This window comes from Burkholderia sp. Ac-20384, assembly GCF_017104605.1.
In the GTDB taxonomy this organism is placed as follows: domain Bacteria; phylum Pseudomonadota; class Gammaproteobacteria; order Burkholderiales; family Burkholderiaceae; genus Burkholderia; species Burkholderia lata.
This window is the reverse complement of the sequence record NZ_JAAGPE010000158.1, coordinates 1-22,731: the sequence shown is the minus strand read 5'-3', so window position 1 is coordinate 22,731 and position 22,731 is coordinate 1. Positions and strand designations below refer to the sequence as shown.

The 22,731-nt window shown below is 66.8% G+C and carries 17 protein-coding genes and 1 pseudogene; 11 read left to right on the top strand and 7 right to left on the bottom strand.

All coding sequences use genetic code 11. The features are described from left to right. Positions 1–113: 113 nt before the first annotated feature. From G3O00_RS25460 to G3O00_RS25440, 5 genes are all read right to left on the bottom strand, one after another. Positions 114–1,409: an HlyD family efflux transporter periplasmic adaptor subunit gene (locus G3O00_RS25460; protein WP_206144669.1), complete on the bottom strand. Its 1,296-nt coding sequence runs from the start codon at positions 1,407–1,409 to the stop codon at positions 114–116. A gap of 12 nt (positions 1,410–1,421) precedes the next feature. Continuing rightward, the gene (locus tag G3O00_RS25455; protein WP_206144668.1) at positions 1,422–2,426 is read right to left on the bottom strand and encodes a hypothetical protein; all 1,005 of its coding nucleotides are present in this window, start codon (positions 2,424–2,426) and stop codon (positions 1,422–1,424) included. Next, positions 2,423–4,543, bottom strand: coding sequence for a peptidase domain-containing ABC transporter (locus G3O00_RS25450; protein ID WP_206144667.1), 2,121 nt, complete (start codon positions 4,541–4,543; stop codon positions 2,423–2,425). Before G3O00_RS25450 ends, G3O00_RS25455 begins: the two co-directional genes overlap by 4 nt. A 145-nt stretch (positions 4,544–4,688) precedes the next feature. Beyond that, positions 4,689–4,874: a hypothetical protein gene (locus tag G3O00_RS25445; RefSeq protein WP_174932352.1), complete on the bottom strand. Its 186-nt coding sequence runs from the start codon at positions 4,872–4,874 to the stop codon at positions 4,689–4,691. A gap of 225 nt (positions 4,875–5,099) precedes the next feature. Continuing rightward, complete coding sequence (locus G3O00_RS25440; RefSeq protein WP_006495012.1) at positions 5,100–5,273, bottom strand: hypothetical protein; 174 nt, start codon at positions 5,271–5,273, stop codon at positions 5,100–5,102. A gap of 281 nt (positions 5,274–5,554) precedes the next feature. On the opposite strand from G3O00_RS25440, the gene G3O00_RS25435 reads away from it, so the two are divergent. The 7 genes from G3O00_RS25435 to G3O00_RS25405 all read left to right on the top strand — a co-directional run bounded on the left by G3O00_RS25435 (position 5,555) and on the right by G3O00_RS25405 (position 13,234). Then, the gene (locus tag G3O00_RS25435; protein WP_206144670.1) at positions 5,555–6,970 is read left to right on the top strand and encodes a TolC family protein; all 1,416 of its coding nucleotides are present in this window, start codon (positions 5,555–5,557) and stop codon (positions 6,968–6,970) included. A gap of 487 nt (positions 6,971–7,457) precedes the next feature. After that, positions 7,458–8,495 (top strand): aliphatic amidase, encoded by a 1,038-nt coding sequence (locus tag G3O00_RS25430; RefSeq protein ID WP_011355442.1) that lies wholly within the window; start codon positions 7,458–7,460, stop codon positions 8,493–8,495. Positions 8,496–8,563: 68 nt separating this feature from the next. Further along, on the top strand, positions 8,564–9,046 hold the full coding sequence (locus G3O00_RS25425) for an AmiS/UreI family transporter (protein WP_206144666.1): 483 nt from the start codon (positions 8,564–8,566) through the stop codon (positions 9,044–9,046). Further along, complete coding sequence (locus tag G3O00_RS25420) at positions 9,046–9,885, top strand: CbbQ/NirQ/NorQ/GpvN family protein (RefSeq protein WP_206144665.1); 840 nt, start codon at positions 9,046–9,048, stop codon at positions 9,883–9,885. The genes G3O00_RS25425 and G3O00_RS25420 overlap by 1 nt, the downstream gene beginning before the upstream one ends. Then, positions 9,882–11,441 carry a nitric oxide reductase activation protein gene (locus G3O00_RS25415; RefSeq protein WP_206144664.1) on the top strand — a complete coding sequence of 520 codons (1,560 nt, stop codon included), beginning with the start codon at positions 9,882–9,884 and terminating at the stop codon, positions 11,439–11,441. Before G3O00_RS25420 ends, G3O00_RS25415 begins: the two co-directional genes overlap by 4 nt. A 32-nt stretch (positions 11,442–11,473) precedes the next feature. Next, positions 11,474–12,616 (top strand): transporter substrate-binding domain-containing protein, encoded by a 1,143-nt coding sequence (locus G3O00_RS25410; protein ID WP_174932346.1) that lies wholly within the window; start codon positions 11,474–11,476, stop codon positions 12,614–12,616. A gap of 6 nt (positions 12,617–12,622) precedes the next feature. Then, entirely contained in the window at positions 12,623–13,234 is a 612-nt protein-coding gene (locus G3O00_RS25405; protein WP_011355447.1) for an ANTAR domain-containing protein, read from the top strand. Between the two features lie 30 nt (positions 13,235–13,264). On the opposite strand, the gene G3O00_RS25400 is transcribed toward G3O00_RS25405, so the two are convergent. Next, on the bottom strand, positions 13,265–13,714 hold the full coding sequence (locus G3O00_RS25400) for a helix-turn-helix domain-containing protein (protein WP_206144663.1): 450 nt from the start codon (positions 13,712–13,714) through the stop codon (positions 13,265–13,267). Positions 13,715–14,067: 353 nt separating this feature from the next. On the opposite strand from G3O00_RS25400, the gene G3O00_RS25395 reads away from it, so the two are divergent. Beyond that, the gene (locus tag G3O00_RS25395; protein ID WP_206144662.1) at positions 14,068–14,991 is read left to right on the top strand and encodes an alpha/beta fold hydrolase; all 924 of its coding nucleotides are present in this window, start codon (positions 14,068–14,070) and stop codon (positions 14,989–14,991) included. A gap of 86 nt (positions 14,992–15,077) precedes the next feature. Here G3O00_RS25395 and ggt read toward each other — a convergent pair whose 3' ends face one another. Continuing rightward, entirely contained in the window at positions 15,078–16,799 is a 1,722-nt protein-coding gene (gene ggt / locus G3O00_RS25390; protein ID WP_206144661.1) for a gamma-glutamyltransferase, read from the bottom strand. A gap of 394 nt (positions 16,800–17,193) precedes the next feature. On the opposite strand from ggt, the gene G3O00_RS25385 reads away from it, so the two are divergent. The 3 genes and pseudogenes from G3O00_RS25385 to G3O00_RS43500 all read left to right on the top strand — a co-directional run. Continuing rightward, positions 17,194–17,718: a metal-dependent hydrolase gene (locus G3O00_RS25385; protein WP_011355451.1), complete on the top strand. Its 525-nt coding sequence runs from the start codon at positions 17,194–17,196 to the stop codon at positions 17,716–17,718. 201 nt (positions 17,719–17,919) lie between these two features. Further along, positions 17,920–22,449: a DEAD/DEAH box helicase gene (locus tag G3O00_RS25380; protein WP_206144660.1), complete on the top strand. Its 4,530-nt coding sequence runs from the start codon at positions 17,920–17,922 to the stop codon at positions 22,447–22,449. 135 nt (positions 22,450–22,584) lie between these two features. Then, positions 22,585–22,731 (top strand): annotated as a pseudogene (locus G3O00_RS43500) (amino acid permease); the annotation flags it as partial.

Below are 22,731 nucleotides of genomic sequence, written 5' to 3'. Positions count from 1 at the left end.
CCTCTTGCGCGGCGCCCGCGCACGCGAACGGCGTCGCCCCGCGCCAGCGCGACAGCGGACGCACGGTGCCCGGCCGCGCGCGGCGGCGGTCCTGGTTCCGGCTCGCCATCGGCTCAGGCCGGCACGCCGAACAGGCGTTGACGGATGCGGTACAGCGGCTCGAACAGCCATTCGAGCAGGCTACGCCGCTCCAGCACGATGTCGGCCTTCAGCATCATCCCGGCGCGCAGCGACAGCGGCCGCCCTTCGAATGCCGGCGTGCGGTCGGCCAGTTCGACCCAGGTCTTGAAGTAGGTCTGCGGCGTGGCGGCGTCGCCCGGCAGGTTCAGCTCCTTCGCGGAAAACGCGACGGGCGAGATCGACAGCACCTTGCCGCGATACGTGCCGAACTTCTCGACCGGATAGCTGGCGTACGCCACCTTCACTTCCTGCCCTTTCTTCACGAAGCCGGCCTTCGACGACGGAATGTAGACCTCGGCGATCAGCCCGTCGGCCTTCGCGGGCAGGATCTCGACGACGCGCGTGCCCGGCGGGTCGATCACGCCGCCCTGCACGACGTCGAGCCGCACGATCTGACCGTCGGCCGGCGCGTACAGCACCTGGTTCACGTTCTCGTCGATGTTGTATTCCTTCGCGTTCAGCTCTTCCTGCTTGATCTTCAGTTCCGCGTTCGCGCCGTCGTACTTGCTCTGCATCGTGTCGAGGTCGCCGCGCAGCTTCATCGCGTTCTTCGCGAGCTCGGCGCGGCGCAGCAGCAGGTCCTGGTATGCCTGCCCGGCCTGCAGGTACTGCGTGTTGACCTGGTTGTACTGCTCGAGCGTCACGACCTGTTCGTCGAGCAGTTGCTTCACGCGCGCGCGCCGTTCGCCATACTCGTCGACGATGCGCTTCTGGTCCTGGATCTGCCGGCCGATCAGCCCGCTGCTCTCGCCCTGCGCGGCGATCTGCTGGTTGATCTGCTGCACCGACGACTTGTATTCGAGCCGCGCCGCATCGATCTGCTGCGTGACCTCGACGCGCTGTCGGTCGAGCGCCGCGCGCATCCCCTGCACGTTGTTCGCCTGGCTCACGAAGCTCGTGTCGCGCGTCACCGCCAGCAGCCGCTGGCCGGCCTTCACGTACTGGTCCTTGCCGACGAAGATGTCGCGCACGGCCCAGCCCGGCGGCGCGCTGACGCCGATCAGCCCCGAGCGCGGCGTCAGCATCCCCGACACGCTCTCGGTATTCGCGTAGCTCAGTTCGACGAGCGCGGTCACGAACATCGCGAACATCGCGAGCGACAGGTAGCAGAAGAACCGCATCGACACCGGCACGTCGACGACGCCGTGGATCACGGTGCCGAAGGTCGTGCCGCGCGCGAGCTTGCGCGACGGCTTCTGTTCTCGAAGGGCGGAGTTCCAGGTCGGCATGGGGCGGGCTCGTCAGGAGCGACGCCGCGCGGCCGCATCGAGCAGCGGCGTCGGCATCAGGTAAGGCGTGAAGTGTTCCCAGAAATGCCACTGCTCGGGCTGGCGCACGAGCGCCTGCTCGAGCCGGTCGACGATGCGCTGGTGTGTCGCGCGCACCGGCGACGCATCGTCGTCGGCACCGAGCATCGGCATGAGCGGGCTGGCCGCGAGCTCGGTGAAATGCACCGCGCAGCGATCGCGAAACGGCACGCCCGTCGCATATGCGACGAGCAGCGGAATCCCCTGCTCGACCGCGAGCTTCACGCCGCCGCCGGCCATCCGCACCCAGCGGCCGCCGAGCCGGCAGCGGTTGGTCTTGCCGAACTTGCCGTGCAGGTCGGAGAACAGCAGGAACACGGGCGCCTCGCGCCGCAGGCTCGTGATCAGCCGGCGCAGGTGCACGCGCTCCTCGATGTCGATGAACTCGACTTCGCCGGCACCGTATTCGGCGACGAGCCGCAGCGCATCGTCGAAGAACGCGCCCGGCGCATCGCGGTGCAGGATCACCATCAGCTTGCGGTCGTCGGGAATCATGAAGCGCAGCTTCGTGACGAACAGCATCAGATTGCCGAAGTGCAGCCCCGCAAGCATCAGCGGGCCGCCGCGCGCAAGTGCCGCCTGCAGTTGCTCGTCGCCTTCGCACGCCATCCCGTCGATCATCGACTTCATCGATTCGAGGCTGTGCGACCGCAGCTTGAGCCCCGCGAACTCGGCCTCGAACAGCTCGCGCACGATCGCCGCCGACACTTCCCGCACACGTCGAGGATCGTCGTTCAGGTGCGCGCTCAGCATGTACGCAACCGCACGCTCGATCGACTCGCGAATGCACGGAAAGCAGCGTAGGCACGCGCCCGAGCACCAGCGCATCAGCCACAGCCCGCGCGCGGGCGACGTGCGCAGCGCGACCGCGCGCACCGCGCGCCGCACCAGGAACGCATACGAGAACGGATTGAGCAGAAAGAGTCGTCCGAGCATCACCGCGTCTCCTCGGCCGAACGCCATGCGCCGGTCGCATCGGTCAATATGCCGTCCTGCATCTCGTAGATCCGGTCGACCATCGACAGGATCGATGCGTCGTGCGTGACGAGCACGATCGTGCATGGCAGCGTCAGCACGTTGCGGCAGATCTCGTGCGTCGTCGCCTGGTCGAGGTTCGACGAAAATTCGTCGAGGATCAGCAGGCGCGGCTCGCAGTACAGCGCCCGCGCGATCAGGAGCCGCTGCATCTGCCCGGCCGACAGGAATTTCTGCGTATCGCCGAGCGGCGTGTCGTAACGATGGTCGAGCCGCTCGATCTCGTCGTGAATGCACGCGAGCTTCGCCGCGTCGAACATCGCGCCGATCCGCGGCGCGGGTGCGAAGTTCGTGATGTTGTCGCGGATCGTCCCGCGAAACAGCTGGTCGGACTGCGTGACGGCCGCGAGATGCTTGCGGTACTGCCGCAGGTTCACTTCCGCGAGATCCACACCACCGACGAACAGCGTGCCGGGCTCGGGCCGCACGAGCCCGCAGATCAGGTTCAGCAGCGTCGTCTTGCCGCTGCCGGTGCGCCCGACGATCGCGATCTTGCTGCCCGCCGGCACGTCGAGCGCGATGTCGCGCAGGATCGGGCGGTTGCCGCCCTTCGGCGTGTACGACAGCGCGCGGATCGCGAGCGCACCGTCGAAGCCGTCGACCGGCCGCACGACCGCGTCGGGCGCGGGCTCCTCCGTCTCGGTCTGCAGCACGTCCGCGACGCGGTCCATATGCACCTGCAGCACCTTGCGGCGCACATAGAGCTGGATCGAATCGATGAACTTGTCGGCGAACAGGTTCTTGTACTGGATGAACGCGTAGATCACGCCGATCGTGCTCTGGCCGTGCATCACGAGCCACGCGCCGTACGTGACGATCACGAGCTGCTCGACGTGCACGATCCCCTTCGAGATCGCGTCGAACAGCAACTGCAGCCGCTCCTGCTGGCGCATCGCCTGCAGCTTCTGCGTGAACGCGTTGACCCACAGGCTGCTGCGCGCGGTCTCGGCCGACAGCAGCTTGATCGAATGCGCGGAGCGGATGTTCTCGATCAGCAGCGCGTCGGCTTCGGCGCCGCGCGTGAGGATCTGCGACATCGCGTCCTGCAGTTGCGGCTGGATCGCGAGCCGGCTCAGCGCGAACAGCACCATCCCGGCCAGGCTGATGCCGGCCAGGACCGGGCTGTAGTACAGCATCAGCACGAGCGTCAGCGTGCAGGTGACGATATTGAGCAGCCCGCCGACGAGGCCGTCGACGAGAAAGCGCCCGACCTCCGACACCGACGACACGCGCGAGATCGAATCGCCGGTGTTGTGGAACAGGAAATAGCCGATCGGCAGCCGCGCGAGATGCCCGACCATGTTCGCCGACAACTGCTGCGACACGATGTTGCGCAGGTAGCTCTTGATGTTGCCGACGAGGTTCGCATAGAGCGTGTCGAACAGGAACACGATCGCAAACAGGATCGTCAGCAGGTACAGGATGTCGACGTCGGTTTTCTTCAGCGCCTCGTCGATCGTCAGTTGCACGTACGACGGGCCGAGCAGCAGCAGGAGCTGCGCGGCGACGCCGCCCGCGATGCCGATCGCGAGGCTCTTGCGGATGCCGGTCAGCCCTTCGAGGTAGTCGCGCAGCCGGATCCGGTCGGCCTGCCCCGCCCGCGTGAAGCCGATGTCCGGATTCAGTTCGAGCGCGTAGCCGGTGATGTGCGTGAGCGCCTGCGCGAGCGGCAGCTTCGTTTCGCCGAGCGCGGGATCGACGATGTGCACGCTGCCGTAGCCGACCTTCGTCAGCACGACATAGTGGTTCATCCCCCAGTGCAGGATGCACGGCGTCTTGAGCGCATCGAGTTCGCCCGCGTCGAACTGCAGCCCGCGTGCGCGCAGCCCGAGATCGTTCGAGATCTCCATCAGGTCGAAGAACGACAGCCCGGAATCGATCCGGACCGGATAGCGGTTGCGCAGCGTGCGCAACGTCGTTTCGCGCCCGTGCCACGACGCGATCATCGCGAGGCAGGCCAGGCCGCACTCCGTCACCTCGTCCTGCAGGACCGGACGGACTTTACGCGTATTGAAGAGCATGGTCGGGCACCCGGGGCGCGACGACGCGCCGCCCGGGCCTGCCGGTAGCGGGCCCGTGGCGGGTCGTGCGCGATACGCATGGGCGCAGCCGGCATGCAGCCGGCTGCGACGGAAGATCGGTGTTACCGGCTGCTTGGCGGGCCGCTCAGCGCGACGAGCCGAGCGACATCCGGAACTGCTCGACGGCGTGGGCCTGGTACTGGCTCATCAGGCCCTGGAGCGTGGTTCCGATCGACTGGTTGACGAGATCGACCGTATAGGCGGCCGAATTGGAGTAAAGCGACGCGCCGCCGCGAATCTGGCGGGCCTGTTCTTCCGTGATGTCTCGCATTTGTTGTGGCCTTTATATTGTCGGAATGCCCGCCACCGTCAGCCAATTGCAATCTCAATGGCTTTTGACTTTATTACGGGGATAATCCGGCACTCCTGCCTCCTGATAATCGCCCGAATCGAAAATAATTCATTTCGGATTCGCTTTATTTCCACTGCGGCGATCGATTCTTTTCCTTCTATTGCGCAGCATTTCGCGCGGGGGGCGCCTCCCCGCGCACGGCGGTTACTTGCCGGTGTTATTGAACGTCTTCGGGTTCTGCAGGTAATTGCCGAGGCTCGGCAGGAACTGGCCGAGCGCGGTCACCACCGGCGCGGCGTCAACGGCGAGGCTACCCAGCGAGCTGATCGCACCGCCGCCATGCACATTCCTGACCTGTTCCGTCGTCATGACCTTCATCATTCTCTCCTCGTAAAAAATAAAGATGATGCAAAGAACCTTCATTGAAAGACAAACGGCTTTTAATCCCTAGCGACTTGTTAATCTAATAATCACTGCGATTACGAGCCGAAATCAGGCTATCATGCGAGCGCATCGGAATTCAATGGAGGACACACTCTTACAGGCGCGTTTTCCGATGCGCCACGGATGGCAGGCATTCATGCTGTTTGAATTTCAATTTCAAAACGTTTAAATCCCGCCGCAATACGTTGCGGCACGGGCAGGAGACGGAGACGGCCATGTTTGAAACGAGGCGCGCGAATCGCGGATCGGCAACGCGGAATGCGGGTAATTCCCTATCAAGTTTTACGACTAGGTGGAATCCCCGACTTGCAACCGTGACATTGTTCGCTGTAACGATAGCCGGCATGTCTGCGAACGCGCGTGCGTTCTGCCTCGACACCGCCTTCCAGTATGCGGTCGTGCACGATCCGCGCTACCTGCAGGCGCGCAGCGAATACGACGCGGCCCGCCAGAAATTCCCCGAAGCACGCGCGCAGATGTTGCCGCAGGCCGCCGCGCAGCTCGAATGGGGACGCTACGGTACGCACGCGAATTTGTTCGGCATCGACGTCAGCGGATCGAGCAATGCCGCATACGGTTCCGCGCAGGTCACGCAGGCGCTGTTCAACGTGCCCTACCTGTACGACATGCGGCGCGCGACCGAGTACGAGGAATCGGCAAAGCAGAAGTTCGAGGTGGCGAGGCAGGACCTGATCCTGCGCGTCGCGAACGCGTGCTTCGACCTGCTGAGCGCGCGCGAAAAACTGCAGTCGGCCGACGACGAAGTGAACGCGCTCAGCCGGCTCGAAAGCGATACGCGACGCATGGCGCAGCTCGGGATGAAGACGATCGGCGATACGGCCGAAATCGAGGCGCGCCGCAGCCTCGCGCAATCCGACGAAGCGCTCGCGCAAACCGACGTCGATGCGCGTCGCGCGCGCTACGAGACCCTGCTCGGTTCGACGATCGATTTCTCGCGCTGGCCGCGGCTCGCGATGCGCGGCTCGTCGCCGCGCATTCCGTCGGGCGAATACGCGCCGCAGGACAACCCCGCGTACCGGCAGGCATATCGCGACGTCCAGGTCGCGCGGCTCGCGGCGAAACGCGTCAGCGCCGAGCACTTGCCGACCGTCGACCTGTTCGCGTCGTATTCGCGCGGGCTCAACCCGAACCTGCGCGGACTCACCGATCGCTCCGACTTCCATCAGAGCGCGGTCGGCGTGCAGGTGACGATCCCGATCTTCTCCGGCGGCAGCGTGTACTACCGGCAGGTGGAGGCCGAGCACGTGACCGAGCAGTACCGCAACCGGCTGCGCGAGGTCGAGGAGCAACTGGGCACCGATCACCGCGAGGCGCTGTCCGCACTCGAATCGGTCGGCAAGCGCATCCGCGCACTGCAGCAGTCGCTGCAGGCCGCGCGGCTTGCGTACGATTCGTCGATGAAGGCGCACCAGGTCGGCTACAGCACGACGTACGAAACGCTGAACTTGCGGCGCGACATCTCGGGCATCCGGCAGAAGCTGTTCGACAGCTATCTCGATGCGCTGAAGCTGCAACTGAAACTGAAAAGCGTGCTGGGCACGCTCGATGAACAATCGCTGATCGCGGTGGACAGCTTCCTCGAAAGCAACGCGGCGAACGACCGAAGTTAAGCGCGATTCGACGCGCATCGGCGTGCACAATAAGGTTGTACACGCAACCTTGTTTGCATTGCCGATGCGCGTGCCAATCCGTTCACGTCGACTCGGGCGCGGGGCGATACCGCTCCGTCGCTGATGCAATCTTGCGTCCGACCCCGCGCGATCGCCCAGCGCAATGCACGATCCCGGACGCACGCCGCACCGGTCGCCGCTTGATCGCGACGTGCAGGGGTATACGCGATGTTGCGTCCAAAAAAAACTTTGCCTAGAGTGCATCCCATCGATCCGGCGGACAAAGACGTCCCACGATCGTGCGCAGTGCGTGCCCGCTAGCCCGCGCTGCGCCGGCCCCACACCGGGCCACCCATCCGCATTCCCGTTATCCGACAGCGTTGTCGGATGAACGGACCGGCAAAGAAGCCCTTGCCTCGCTCGTCGAGGCAAGGGCTTTTTTTTGCCTTTCGAAAACGCACGTCTTCACCCGAACCAGGAGCACACCATGCGTCATGGCGATATTTCCAGCAGCAACGACGCCGTCGGCGTCGCCGTCGTCCAGTACAAGATGCCGCGCCTGCACACGCGCGCCGACGTCATTGCGAACGCCCGCGAAATCGCGGAGCGCGTGGTCGGCATCAAGCGCGGCCTGCCCGGCATGGACCTCATCGTGTTTCCCGAGTATTCGACGCACGGAATCATGTACGACGCGAAGGAGATGTACGACACGGCCTCGACGATCCCCGGCGAGGAAACCGACATCTTCGCGGCCGCGTGCCGCAAGGCCAACGTGTGGGGCGTGTTCTCGCTGACCGGCGAGCGCCACGAGGAGCACCCGAACAAGGCGCCGTACAACACGCTCGTGCTGATCAACAACCAGGGCGAGATCGTGCAGAAGTACCGCAAGATCATGCCGTGGGTGCCGGTCGAAGGCTGGTATCCGGGCGACTGCACGTACGTCGCCGAAGGGCCGAAGGGGCTCAAGATCAGCCTGATCATCTGCGACGACGGCAACTACCCGGAGATCTGGCGCGATTGCGCGATGCGCGGCGCCGAGCTCGTCGTGCGCTGCCAGGGCTACATGTACCCGGCGAAGGACCAGCAGGTGCTCGTGTCGAAAGCGATGGCGTTCATGAACAACTGCTACGTCGCGGTCGCGAATGCGTCCGGGTTCGACGGCGTGTATTCGTACTTCGGCCACTCGGCGATCGTCGGCTTCGACGGCCGCACGCTCGGCGAATGCGGCGAAGAAGAAAACGGCGTGCAGTATGCGGAGCTTTCGGTGAGCCTGATTCGCGACGCACGCCGCAACATGCAGTCGCAGAACCACCTGTACAAGCTGCTGCACCGCGGCTACACCGGCAAGATCGGTTCCGGTGAATCGCCGAACGGCGTCGCGCAATGCCCGTTCGAGTTCTACGCGAACTGGGTTAACGATCCGGACGGCACGCGCCAGGCCGTCGAACGCCTCACGCGCGCCACACCCGGCACGCCCGAATGCCCGATCGAAGGCATTCCGTCCGAAGCGCCCGCGCACCGCTGAGCCCGCGCCCTGCCCGGCCGTTCGCGCCGCGTGCGCGAACGGCTCCGTCCCACTCTGGAGCCTTCATCATGCTCGGTGTCGCTCTCTTCTTCATCGGCGCGGTGCTGGTCGTCAACGGCGTCGCACTCACCGGCCGCATCGAACCGCGCGACGCGGCCGGCCTGAACCTGCTCGTCGGGCTGCTCGCGCTGCTGATCAACCTCGTCGGCCTCGTACAGGCCGCCGAGCCGCAGCAATATTTCTCGAGCGCGGGCGGCCTGCTGTTCGCATTCACGTACCTGTACCTCGCCGCCGTCCAGTGGCGCGGGCTGCAGGGCGCGGGCCTCGGCTGGTATTGCCTGTTCGTCGCGATCAGCGCGCTCGTCTATGCCGGCACGTCGCATGACGTGCGCTTCGGCACGATGTGGCTGCTGTGGTCGAGCCTGTGGTTCCTGTTCTTCGTCGCGCTCGGGCTGAAGCGGCGCGTGCGCTTCCTGCCCGGCTACACGATCGCGATCGGCGTCGGCACCTGCTGGCTGCCCGGCATGCTGATGATGACCGGGAGGTGGTAATGAGCGCACGCGATACGCCGCTGGCCACCGATCCGCTCGCCGGACACCGCATCGCCGATGCGCCGTTCTACCAGCCGGCCGGCGCCGAAGCCGACTGGTTCGAGACGGCCTGCCGCCATCACCTGCCGGTCCTGCTGAAAGGGCCGACCGGCTGCGGCAAGACCCGTTTCGTCGAGTACATGGCGTGGCGCATGGGCTTGCCGCTGATCCAGGTCGCGTGCAACGACGACACGTCGGCCGCCGACCTGACCGGCCGGTACCTGCTCGACGCCGACGGCACCTACTGGGCCGACGGGCCGCTCACGCTCGCGGCGCGGCATGGCGCGATCTGCTATCTCGACGAGATCGTCGAGGCGCGCCCCGACGCAACGGTCGTGATCCATCCGCTGACCGACTCGCGGCGCGTGCTGCCGCTCGACCGGCTCGGCGAGGTCGTGCATGCGCATCCGGATTTCCATCTGGTGATTTCGTACAACCCCGGCTATCACGGCGAGCACCGGCGGTTGAAGCCGTCGACACGGCAGCGTTTCGTCGCGATCGATTTCGGCTATCCGGATGCCGCGCATGAAGCCGACGTCGTCGTGCGCGAAAGCGGCGCCGACCGCGAAACCGCACGTCGGCTCGTCGATCTCGCCCACCGCACGCGCGCGCTGGCGCAGGCCGGCAACGGGCTCGACGAAGGCGCGTCGACGCGCCTGCTCGTGCATGCGGCCCGGCTGATCGTCGCGGGGCTCGCACCGCTCGATGCATGCCGGATCGCGATCAGCGACGCCGCAACCGACGACGCCGACACGCGCGCCGCGTTGCAGACGATGGCCGCCGCGCACTTCGCCGCATGAACGCGCTGCAACTCGTCCGCTTCCTGCACGGGATGACCGCGCGCGAGACCGACGTGCGGCTCGACGATGCGGCGCTGCGCGCGACGCTTGGCCATGCCGCGCTGCGCGTGCCGGGTGCGTTGGCGCCCGATGCACGCGTCGCGGCGGCCGCGCACGCGCTGGCACACTGGCTGCATTCGCCATCCGGCGAACCGGTCGACAAGCTGACACCGATCGGCCTCGCTGTCGCCGGGCTGATCGAGGATGCGCGCGTCGAAGCGCTGCTTGCACGCACATGGCCGGGACTCGCGACCTTCTGGGCACCTGCGTTCGTGCCGATCGACCGTGAAGGGCTCACGTTCGGCCGCCTGTGCGCGCGACTGGCGAAAGCGCTGTTCGATCCGTCGTATCGCGACGGCAACCCGTGGGTCGACAAGGGCGTGCAATTGTTCAACGAACATCGCGACACACTCGACGACTACCGCGCGTTCCGCACGATCGCGTCGCGGCTCGCGAACGATCTCGGCCAGATGCGCGTGCGTTTCGAGCCTGACGACGGCGCATGGCTGCCCTATCGCGACGACAACGCGTGGCTGTGGGCACAGCCAGCCGCCGTGGCGGCCGAACAGGCTGGCAACGAAGGCGTCGAGATGTCGGCATCGACCGGCGGCCACAGCGACGAACCCGACGACGAACCGCCGCCCGCGCCCGATGCGCCGCGCTATCCCGAGTGGAATTGCCACACGCAGCGCGAACGTGGCGACTGGACGACGATCGTCGAGCGCGCGCCGGCCACGTCGGTAGCACCCCGTTCGCTTGCCGCGCTGATCGAGGCCGACCGGCGCACGGCGAAGCGGGTGCCGTCTCCGCGTTCGGCCGAGCCGATGCGGCGCGTCGGCCGCCAGCTCGACGGCGATGCGCTCGACGTCGACGCGGCGATCTCCGCACGGATCGCACGCCGCGCCGGGCATGCACTCGATCCGCGCGTGTTTCGCCGCCGCGTGTCGCACGACGCGCGCGGGCCCGTGCTGATCCTGCTCGACCTGTCGGCATCGACGGCCGCGCAGGTCGCCACGCTCGAGAAGCGCGCGGCATTCGTGCTCGGCGACCTGTTCGACCGGCAGCGGCGGCGCTGGGCCGTGCACGGCTACACGTCGGACGGCCGGCATCGCGTGTACTACGCGCGCTTCAAGGATTTCGGCGAAACGTTCGACACCAGCCGCCGCGCAGCGCTGCTCGCGGCCGACAGCGGAATGAGCACGCGCACCGGCGCCGCACTGCGCCATGCGCTGGCGTTGCTGCGCCGCGAAGCCGCGAGCGCGCGGGCCGCCGTGCTGATGATCGGCGACGGCGAAGCTGCCGACATCGACGTGTTCGACCCGCGCTACCTCGTCGAGGATGCGCGCCACGCGGCACGCCAGGGCCGGCAGCGCGGCGTCGCGATCGCCGGTTTGTCGTTCGGCGTGCCGCCCGGGTTGTCTACAATACTTGGCGTCGGCCCGAGCTGCGTCCATGCGGCGAACGGCGACGCACTACCGGCCGTCGTCGCGCACGCGGCCGGGCGCCTGACCGCGTGACGGCCCCACCCGGAAGAGACAGGAAAGACCGAATGAACAGTGTGAAGGTTGGCGTATTGTTCTCGCAGAGCGGATGCACGTCGCACCTCGGCCAGAGCCAGTTGCGCGGCACGCTGCAGGCAATCGCCGAGATCAACGAAGCGGGCGGCGCGAACGGCTGCGAGATCGTGCCCGTCGTGCGCGATGCCTGCTCGGACCCGGCCGTCTATGCGCGGCTCGCCGAAGAGCTGATCGCCACCGAACGCGTGAACGTGCTGTTCGGCGCGTACATGTCGAGCAGCCGCAAGGCGCTGATTCCGATCGTCGAGAAGTGGGACAAGCTGCTGTTCTACCCGACGCTCTACGAAGGCTTCGAATTCTCGCCGAACGTGATCTACACGGGCGCGGCGCCCAACCAGAACAGCGTGCAGCTCGCGGCCTTCATGACCGCGCAGTTCGGCGCGCGCGTGTACCTGGTCGGGTCCGACTACATCTACCCGTACGAGTCGAACCGCATCATGATCGACCTCGTCACGCAGCATCCGGAAGGCCAGATCCTCGGCGAGGTGTACATGCCGCTCGTCGCGTCCGAGCAGGATTTCGCGGCGGTGGTCGAGGACATTCGCGCGAAGGCGCCCGACTTCGTGTTCAGCACGCTGGTAGGCGACAGCACGGCCGCGTTCTACCGCGCATATGCGCAAGCCGGCCTCGATGCGCGCAAGATGCCGATCGCGAGCCTGACGACCTCCGAGATCGAGCTTGGCCAGATGGGCGCGGCCGCGGCCGGCCACTACACGTCGTCGCCGTATTTCCAGACCATCGATTCGGACGTGAATCGTCGTTGCATCGCGCAGCTCAAGGCGCGCTTCGGCGACGACGCGAGTGCGTCCGCGCCGTGGGAAGCCGCGTATTTCCAGGTTCACCTGTTCGCCAATGCACTCGCGCGTGCCGGCACCGACCAGCGCGACCGGCTCGTCGAACATCTCGCGGATGCGGAATTCGACGCGCCGCAGGGGCGCGTGAAGATCGACCGGCTCACGCAGCACACGTGCCTCTACCCGCGCATCGGCTGCGCGACGGCCGACGGCAATTTCACGATCGTGCGCGAAGCGACGCGGCGCGTGCATCCCGATCCGTACCTCGTCACGCATTCGCTCGGCGACCGCGTGCACGCGCCCGACGAACAGAAGGCGTAACCGACGATGCGCGCCCGCACCCCGATCCGCTCGACGCCGCGCCTGCTCGCCGAACTGCGCTCGCTGCGCGTGATGGTGTACTACCCGGACGACGACAACGGCCTGCTGCTCGTCGAGCAGCTCTCGCGCATCGGCTGCCCGACCGAGCAGCGCTGGCCGCCGCCCGCCGCGTTGCCGGAAAGCGTCGACCTCGTGATTCTCGCGGTCCGGCCCGACCTGCTGCATCTGTCTATTCCGTGGCTGGAAGACGATGCACGGCCGCCGCTCATCGCGGTCACGACCTACGAAAGCCCGACGATCCTCGAACTGATGCTACGCATCGATGCGCAGAGCGCGGTGACGACGCCGGTGCGCTCGTTCGGCCTGTTGAGCGCGATGGCGCTCGCGTGTCACCAGAGCCGCCGGCATGACGAATACCGGCGCCGTATCGCGCAGCTCGAGCAGCGCGTGATGTCCGCGCGCACGCTGCAGGAAGCGAAGACGCTGCTGATGCAGCACAACGCGATCAGCGAAGAAGAGGCCTACCAGCAGATCCGCTCGCAGGCGATGGAACGGCGCATCTCGATCAACCAGCTCGCCGAGCAGATCGTGCACGCGCATGCGCTGCTGAAGCGGTAACGCGGGCGCGATTGCTGCGACCGCCGCACGTCAGTCCGGCGGCGGTAACACGACCGTGTCCTCCGGCCCGAGCACACGGCCGTCCTGCGAGCGCAGTTCGAGCTTCCTGACCGGCAACCCGGCCTTCCGGTCCACGAGCAGCACGTGCGCCTCGTCCGGTTCGAAGAAGAAATCCTCACCCCACTGCCGCAGCGCGACGAGCAGCGGAAACAGGCCGCGCCCTTTCTCGGTCAGCACGTATTCGTGATGCGCGCCGCCGTCCGCGGCCGGCACGATGTCCATGATCCCGTGCGCGACCAGGTTGCGCAGGCGTGCGGCCAGGATGTTCTTGGCCAGCCCGAGGTTCTTCTGGAATTCGCCGAAACGACGCAGCCCGTCGAACGCATCGCGGACGATCAGCAGCGACCACCAGTCGCCGATCGCGTCCAGCGGGCGGGCAACGCCGCAGAGGGAATCTTCGTGCGTGGTTCGTCTGTTCATCGAGGCTTGAGGCGACTCCGTGTCCGGAATGCGGGCGGAACGGTGGTCGTTTCCGTTGAAATGAATGGTTGCAATATAAAACCCACCATACAAAAGATCAATCGCACGGAGCCCGACTGTTCGTGATCGCCGAATGGAACAGCCGCTTTGGGCCCGATTGGCACGCCAAATCCTGTATGCAGCCGATAAATTCCAGCGCTGCGCCCTTCCGGCGCGTGATCACGCACCCGTGGCCCAGTCCATCAGCGTTTGGCCTGGCCACTTTTTTGGTTGCAACTTGAAACCCAATATCCTACGCTTCGATTCGGTTTCAACTTGAAACCAACCTGTCCGACTAACCGAAGGAGCGTTCGATGATCCGGTCCGATGCCACGTTCGACGGCACCTTTCCATTCGCCCCGCATTTCGACGACGCATCCGGCTTCCGGATGCACTACGTGGACGAAGGTCCGCACGACGGTGAAACCATCCTGTGCCTGCATGGCGAACCCACGTGGGGTTATCTGTTCCGCCATCTGATTGCCGCGCTGAGTCCGACACACCGCGTCGTTGTCCCCGATCACATGGGATTCGGCAAAAGCGCGACGCCGCACGACCGCAGCTACTGGCTGCAGGACCATATCGACAACCTGGAGCGCTTCGTGCTCGCGCGCGGTCTCGATCGCATCACGCTCGTGCTGCACGACTTCGGCGGCCCGGTCGGCATGGGGCTTGCCGCCCGGCATCCGGATCGCATCCGGCGGATCGTGTCCGCGAACGGGCCGACGCCGTTCGGCCAGCCCGATCTGGTCGAGCGCCTGAACGCGAACGGTCGCGATGCGCCGTGGTTCCAGTGGATCATGCGCGCGGCGGCGGACGATACGCTGGAGACGGTGCTCGGTCAGCTCGGCTTCAACATCCTGAGCACGCTGAAGCTGAACGGGTTCGAAAATCACGCGATCATCAACGACACGTGGATCGCCGCATACGGTGCGCCGTTCGCGCAGCCGGAGGACTGCGTCGGCGCGATCGGATGGGCCCGCGGGTTTGCCGCCGGCGCGCACCGGTTCGAGGAGTCCGATGCGGCGGCGCTGTGCGCGATACGCGAAAAGCCCGCGCTCGCGATCTGGGGAGACGCCGATCGAACGCTCGGCGCCGATCACTTCCTGCCGCTCTTCACGGCACTGTTTCCGTCCGCGCCCGTCGAGCGGCTGGCGGGCGTCGGGCACTATTGCTTCGAAGATGCGCCCGACGCCATCGCGGCGCGTATCGCCGAATTCATCCGGACCACCGGCTGAGTGCGCTCCGCGGCCGGCGGCACGACATCCGGCTGCGGAACACGGCGTGCGCGGCCGCCATCGCAACTGCGCACACCCCCTTCACGTCAGTGAATGATCCGCGTCACGCCACGCCCGCGCGGGTCGGCCATCGCCTCCGGCGTCTTGCCGTCGATCTTGATCACCTGGATGTCGCCGCTGAAATCCTGCCCCTTCAGCGTGTAGCCGCGCGCCTCGATCTGCTTCGCGAGTTCACCTTCGATCGGGTGGTACGGCTCCCAGAAGATCGTATTCGGCGGCAGCAGTTGGTGATGGAAGCGCATCGCACCGACGGCCTCCTTCAACGGCATCTTGAAGTCGTAGATGTTGTTGATCACCTGGAAGATCGACGTAAAGATGCGCGAGCCGCCCGGCGTGCCGATCACGAGCGACACCTTGCCGTCCTTCGTCATGATCGTCGGCGACATCGACGACAGCGGGCGCTTCTTCGGTTCGATCGCGTTCGCGTCGCTGCCGACCACGCCGAACATGTTCGCGACGCCCGGCTTCGCGGAGAAGTCGTCCATCTCGTCGTTCAGCACGATGCCGGTGCCGTCGGCGATCACGCCCGAGCCGAAATAGCCGTTGATCGTGTACGTGTTCGACACCGCGTTGCCCCACTTGTCGACCACCGAGAAGTGCGTCGTTTCAGCCTTCTCCGGCATCGTCGTGCCGAGGCCCGGCTGCACGCTCTTCGTATCCGACGGCTCCTTCGGGTTGACTTCGCCCGCCCGCTTCGCGATGTAGGCGTCGTCGGTCAGCTGCGCGATCGGCACCTTGTAGAAATCGGGATCGCCGAGATACTGCGCACGATCGGCGAACACGCGCTTCTCGATTTCCGCGACGAGGTGGATGTACTGCGGCGAGTTGAGCTTCACGCCCTCGAAGTCCTGCTTGAGGTCGGCCTTCATCTTCAGCAACTGCACGAGGCCGATGCCGCCCGAGCTCGGAGGCGGCGCGGTGATCACGTCATAGCCGTTCCACTTCGCCTGCACCGGCTGGCGCCACACCGCGCGATACTGCGCGAGATCCTCGGTGGTGATCAGCCCGTTGCCGTCGCCGGTCTTCATCGACGCAGCGATCAGCTCGGCCGTCTTGCCCTTGTAGAACCCTTCCGCGCCGTCGTTCGCGATGCGTGTGAGCACGTCGGCGAGATCCGGCTGCTTGAAGTTCACGCCGGCCTTCAGCCCGGAGAAATACTTGTCGAAGTTGGTCTTGCCGCCGAACTCCTTCGATGCGTCGACGCCGCGCTGCGCGAGCTGTTCGTCGACGACGAAGCCATCGCGCGCGTAGTGGATCGCCGGCGCGAGCACCTGCTTCCACTTCAGCTTGCCGAAGCGCTTCTGCGCTTCCCACATGCCCGCGACCGTGCCCGGCACGCCGACCGCGCGCGGACCGTACAGGCTCATGCCCTTGACGACGTTGCCGTCCTTGTCGAGATACATGTCCTTCGTCGCGGCGAGCGGCGCGCGCTCGCGGTAGTCGATGAAGTACGGCTTGCCGTCCTTGTAGATCGTCATGAAGCCGCCACCGCCGATGTTGCCGGCTTCCGGATACGTGACGGCGAGCGTGAATGCGATCGCGACGGCCGCGTCGATCGCGTTGCCGCCTTCCTTGAAGATCCGCTCCGCGGCATCCGCGCTGTACTTGTCGGCCACCGCGACTGCCGAGCTCGTCAGGACGGCGGGCTGCGGCCCCTTCGCATAGACAGGCGCGTTCGGCAGGAAGCCGATGCCGGCCACTGTCGCGAGCACGACAGCGGATGATTTGAAGCGATTCAGCGTAGTCATTGCATGTCCCCCATGTGGATCTCCTTCAGGCAGGAAAAGCACCTGTTCCGCTCATGGTCGCCGGCACGCCGACGGCCATCTCCGGTTTCGTAGTATAGGGGGACAAAAAGGGTCGAACACGGGGCGTGCAACGAAAGCGTATTCATCATGTGCGCGGCCAAGCTGCTCCCGAACATGTCTGCGGATCGGTCGAAATTGCACGCGCGATACGTCATCACGCAGCGCACAAAAAACCGAAAGTTGCGAACTGCACGGAAGGCCACGCGATACGTGCAAAAAAATCTGCAAACGTCCCTCCCGCGGCACGAGCCGATCTGCGAAGATAGCGCCCCGCTTTCGCGCCGCATCATTTTTCGGGCGCGCACCGCTTCACGTTTTTTTCGTCTCGCTTCCTATGGCATCACACAACGCGCATCATGCGTCCGGCATCGCGGCCGGTGTCGCCGCCGCCGTCCTCGTCGCACAAACCGGTGCAACAGGCCCGTGGCACTCGGGCATGCTCGCCGCATTCGTGGCCGGCGTCGCGGGCGGCACCGCGCCCGACTGGCTCGAAGTCGCATGGTGGAGCCGCAAGCGCCGCCTGTGGATCACGCATCGCACCGTCACGCACTGGGGCATCGGCTGGATCGCGCTGTTTGCACTCGGGTGGCACGGGCTCATTCATCATCCGCATCCGCTGTGGGCCGCGCCGCTGTTCGGCTTCGCATGCGGCGGCCTCATGCACCTGCTCGCCGACTGGCCGAACCCGCTCGGCGTGCCGTGGATCTGGCGGCGTCACTCGCTGAACCTGTGGAAGAGCGGGCATTGCGACCTGATCGTCGTGGCCGCCGCATGGGGCGGCACGCTGTGGCTCGCGCAGTCGCTGTGCTCGCGTGCGCCGCTGCTCGAGCACTGGCTCGGCTGGCTGAATCGCGTTTAGTTGCAATTCGACGCCATTCGGCGCGCGATCGGCACGCCGACACGCATGCAACTTTCCGTTCGTTGAAAGTGCGGTGATGGCCCCCATCTGAATTCGAATCGTCGCCACACGTGCCCGGCACGCGCGCGCGACGTCTGGCACACTGACGATTCGATTCGTGTGCGCGCCCTCCGCGCGCTTGCACCCCATTTCAACGCTCCGATGGACGTCACCGCTACCCGCCCTGCCGCCAGTGCGCTCGACGTGTTCCACCCGGCCGTCGCCGCGTGGTTCCGGCGCACGTTCGCCGCGCCCACCGGCGCGCAGGCGCTCGCGTGGCCGCACATCAAGGCGGGCCGCTCGACGCTGGTCGCCGCGCCGACCGGCTCCGGCAAGACGCTTACCGCGTTCCTGTGCGCGCTCGACGATCTGGTGCGCGATGCGCTGGCGCACGACGGCACGCTGCCCGACGCGACGCTTGTCGTGTACGTATCGCCGCTGAAAGCGCTGTCGAACGACATCCACGTGAACCTCGACGCGCCGCTGGCCGGCATCGCCGAATCGCTCGCGCAACTCGGCCTGCCGGTGCCGGCGATCCGCACCGCCGTGCGCACCGGCGACACGACGCAGGCCGAGCGCGCCGCGCTGCGCAAGCGCGCACCGCACATCCTCGTCACGACGCCCGAGTCGCTGTACGTGCTGCTGTCGTCCACGTCGGGGCGGCAGATGCTGTCGAACGTGCGCTCGGTCATCGTCGACGAAATCCACGCGCTCGCATCATCGAAGCGCGGCAGCCATCTCGCGTTGTCGCTCGAACGTCTCGACGCGCTGGCCGGCCATGCGTTGCCGCGCATCGGGCTGTCGGCCACGCAAAAGCCGATCGACGCGGTCGCGCGCTTCCTGGTCGGCGGCCCGGCCGACGCGCCGCGGGACTGCACGATCGTCGACACCGGCCACACGCGCGAGCGCGACCTCGCGCTCGAACTGCCGAACGTGCCGCTCGAGCCCGTGATGGCCACCGACGTGTGGGAACAGATATACGACCGCATCGCCGGCCTCGCGGCCGCGCATCGCACGACGCTGGTGTTCGTCAACACGCGGCGTACCGCCGAGCGCATGGCGCGCCACCTCGCCGACCGGCTCGGCAAGGAAGCGATCGCCGCGCATCACGGCAGTCTTGCGAAAGAACACCGCTTCGACGCCGAGCAGCGGCTGAAGCGCGGCGAACTGAAGCTGCTCGTCGCCACCGCATCACTTGAACTCGGCATCGACATCGGCGACGTCGATCTCGTCTGCCAGGTCGGCTCGCCGCGCGGGATCGCTCCGTTCCTGCAGCGCGTCGGCCGTTCGGGGCACCATGTCGGCGGTGTGCCGAAAGGCCGGCTGTTCCCGCTGTCGCGCGACGAACTCGTCGAGTGCGCCGCGCTGCTCGATTGCGTGCAACGCGGCGAGCTCGACGCGCTGCGCATTCCCGAAGCGCCGCTCGACGTGCTTGCACAGCAGATCGTCGCCGAAGTGGCGTGCACGGAATGGCAGGAAGACGCGCTGTATGCGAGCTTCACGCGCGCAGCGCCGTACGCACGGCTGACGCGCGAACGCTTCGACGAAGTGATGAAGATGCTCGCCGAAGGCTTCACGAGCCGGCGTGGCGTGCGCGGTGCATACCTGCATCGCGACGTGGTTGGTGGCACCGTGCGCGGGCGCCGCAACGCGATGATGACCGCCACCACGTCGGGCGGCACGATCCCCGACATGGCCGATTACGCGGTGCTGCTCGAACCGCAGGGTATCCAGGTCGGTACCGTCAACGAGGATTTCGCGATCGAGAGCCTGGCCGGCGACGTGTTCCAGCTCGGCAACCAGTCGTACCGGATCATTCGCGTGGAAACGGGCCGTGTGCGTGTCGAGGATGCGCAGGGCCAGTCGCCGAACATCCCGTTCTGGCTCGGCGAGGCGCCGGGGCGCAGCGACGAGCTGTCGGCGGCGGTCGGCCGGCTGCGCGCGCGGCTGGACGGGCTGTTCGCCGACGGCGACCGGCAGGCACGGGGCAAGGACCGTGAACGCATCGGCGACGGGACCGGGACTGGCGGGAAGTCCTCGCCCCGGACCGACGCCAAAGCCCGTGCCAATGCGAAGTCAAAGGCCGGGATCAACGTCGATACCGGCGCGTCGATAGACTTGCGGCACGACACCGTTGTCGCCGGCACCGCCGAAGGCCGCCTCGCGCCGGCGTTGCGCTGGCTCGTCGACGATCTGCACCTGTCACCGGACGCCGCGCACCAGATCGCCGATTACCTCGCACGCACCCGCGCGGCGCTCGGCGCGCTGCCGACGCAGGACACGCTCGTGATGGAGCGCTTCTTCGATGAATCGGGCGGCACGCAGCTCGTGATCCATTCGCCGTTCGGCAGCCGCATCAACCGCGCCTGGGGGCTCGCGCTGCGCAAGCGCTTCTGCCGCAGTTTCAACTTCGAGCTGCAGGCGGCCGCGACCGACGACGCGATCATCCTGTCGCTGTCGCTCGCGCACAGCTTCGCGCTCGACGAAGTGTGGCGCTACCTGCGTTCGGCCAGCGCCGAGCACGTGCTGGTGCAGGCCCTGCTCGACGCGCCGATGTTCGGCGTGCGCTGGCGCTGGAACGCGACGACCGCGCTCGCGCTGCCGCGCTTCACCGGCGGCAAGCGCACCGCGCCGCAACTGCAGCGGATGAAGAGCGAGGATTTGCTCGCGACCGTGTTCCCCGATCAGGTCGCATGCCTCGAGAACATCGTCGGCGAGCGCGAAATTCCGCATCACCCGCTCGTCGACCAGACGCTCGACGACTGCCTGCACGACGCGATGGATACCGATGGCTGGCTTGCGCTGCTGCGCCGGATCGAAAGCGGCGCGATCGAACTCGTCGCGCGCGACCTGCCCGCGCCGTCGCCGCTCGCGGCCGAGATCCTGAACGCGAAACCGTACGCGTTCCTCGACGATGCGCCGCTCGAGGAACGCCGCACGCAGGCCGTGCAGTCACGCCGCTGGAGCGATCCCGAATCGGCCGACGATCTCGGCGCGCTCGACGCCGATGCGATCGATGCCGTGCGCGACGAAGCCTGGCCGCTCGTGCGCGACGCCGACGAAATGCACGACGTGCTGCTCACGCTCGCGTGCATCGCCGACAGCGAAGCACGCGAACACGAAGGCTGGCTCGACCGGCTCGCGGAACTCGCCGAACGCCGCCGCGCGACGAAACTCGTTACGCCTGGCGGCGCCGCGCTGTGGGTGCCGGTCGAACGGCTCGTGTGCGTGCGTGCGCTGCATCCCGACGCGCGCATCGCGCCGGCGCTCAAGGTGCCTGCCGCCTGCGCGCAACCGTGGGAAGCCGATGCCGCACTCGTCGACGTGATCCGCGCGCGGCTCACCGGCTTCGGCCCGCTGGCCCTCGATTCGATCGCGACACCGCTCGGGCTGCCGCCGGCGTCGATCGCGACGGCACTCGCGGCGCTGGAACGCGAAGGCTATGTGATGCGCGGCCGGTTCACACCGGGCACGACGACGGACGAATGGTGCGAACGCCATCTGCTTGCGCGCATTCATCGCTATACGGTGAAGCGGCTGCGCCGCGAGATCGAGCCGGTCGAGCGCGCCGATTTCATGCGCTTCCTGTTCCACTGGCAACACCTGACGCCCGACACGCGCGGCACGGGCCGCGACGCACTCGCGGCCGTGGTCGAACAGCTCGAAGGCTACGAGGCAGCGGCGAGTGCGTGGGAAGACGCGCTGCTGCCCGCGCGGCTCACCGACTACATGGCAGGCGGACTCGACGAGCTGTGCCGCTCGGGCAAGCTCGTGTGGACACGCATCGGCGCACCGGCGCGCGCCGCCGGCACACCCGTGAAAACGACGCCGATCGTGCTGCTGCCGCGCCGCCATCTCTCCGCGTGGCAAGCGCTGCGCGATCCCGATGCGCAACCGGCGCTGTCCGCGCGCGCCGCCCAGGTGCGCGACGCCCTCGCCGCGCACGGCGCGATGTTCTTCGACGCACTGCTCGACGACCTGCACATACTGCCCGTCGAACTCGAACAGGCGCTCGGCGAACTCGTGTCGGCCGGCCTCGTGAATGCGGACAGCTACGCGGGCCTGCGTGCGCTGCTTAAGCCCGCCGTCAAGCGCAGTGCGACCTATGCGCCACGCACACGGCGCGGCGGTGCGCTGATCGGCGGGATGGACGACGCAGGCCGCTGGGCACTCGTGCAGCGTCACGCGCCGCCGGACGATACGCCAGTGCCGAAACGCGGCCAGGCCGCGACCGACCCCGACGCGCTCGAACACATCGCATGGACGCTGCTGCGCCGTTACGGCGTCGTGTTCTGGCGGCTGCTCGAACGCGAAGCCGACTGGCTGCCGAGCTGGCGCGAACTCGTGCGGGTGCTGCAGCGCCTCGAAGCGCGTGGCGAGATTCGCGGCGGACGCTTCGTCGCCGGGCTCGCGGGCGAACAGTTCGCGCTGCCCGAAGCGATTCCGATCCTGCGCGAACTGCGGCGGCAACCGGGCGACGGACAATACGTGTGCGTGACGGGCGCCGATCCGCTGAATCTTGCCGGCACGCTGCTGCCCGGCGACAAGGTGCCGGCGCTGGCCGGCAATCGTGTGCTGTTCCGCGACGGCATACCCGTCGCATCGCTGGTTTCGGGCGCGTTCCACTACGTACCCGAACTGTCACCCGCCGCGCGCGAGGATGCCCGCCTGCGGCTCGCACGCCACTGCTGACACCGGCTGACACGCGACACCGCACGGACTACTGATCGCCGGGCCGCGCTGCCGTCGTCGTTCGGGTAGCATCGAACGATTTTCCGCGCGGGCTCCCGCGCTCAAACACAACAAGACTTCCGGAGACTGCTGTCCATGTCCTCGCATGCCGATTCGCCCGCTGCTCATCACGCGGGCTCGCTGACGATTTTCCAGGGCGCCGCGCTCTATATCGGCGCGGTGCTCGGCACCGGCGTGATCGCGCTGCCCGCACTGGCCGCCGAAGTCGCGGGCCCGGCCTCA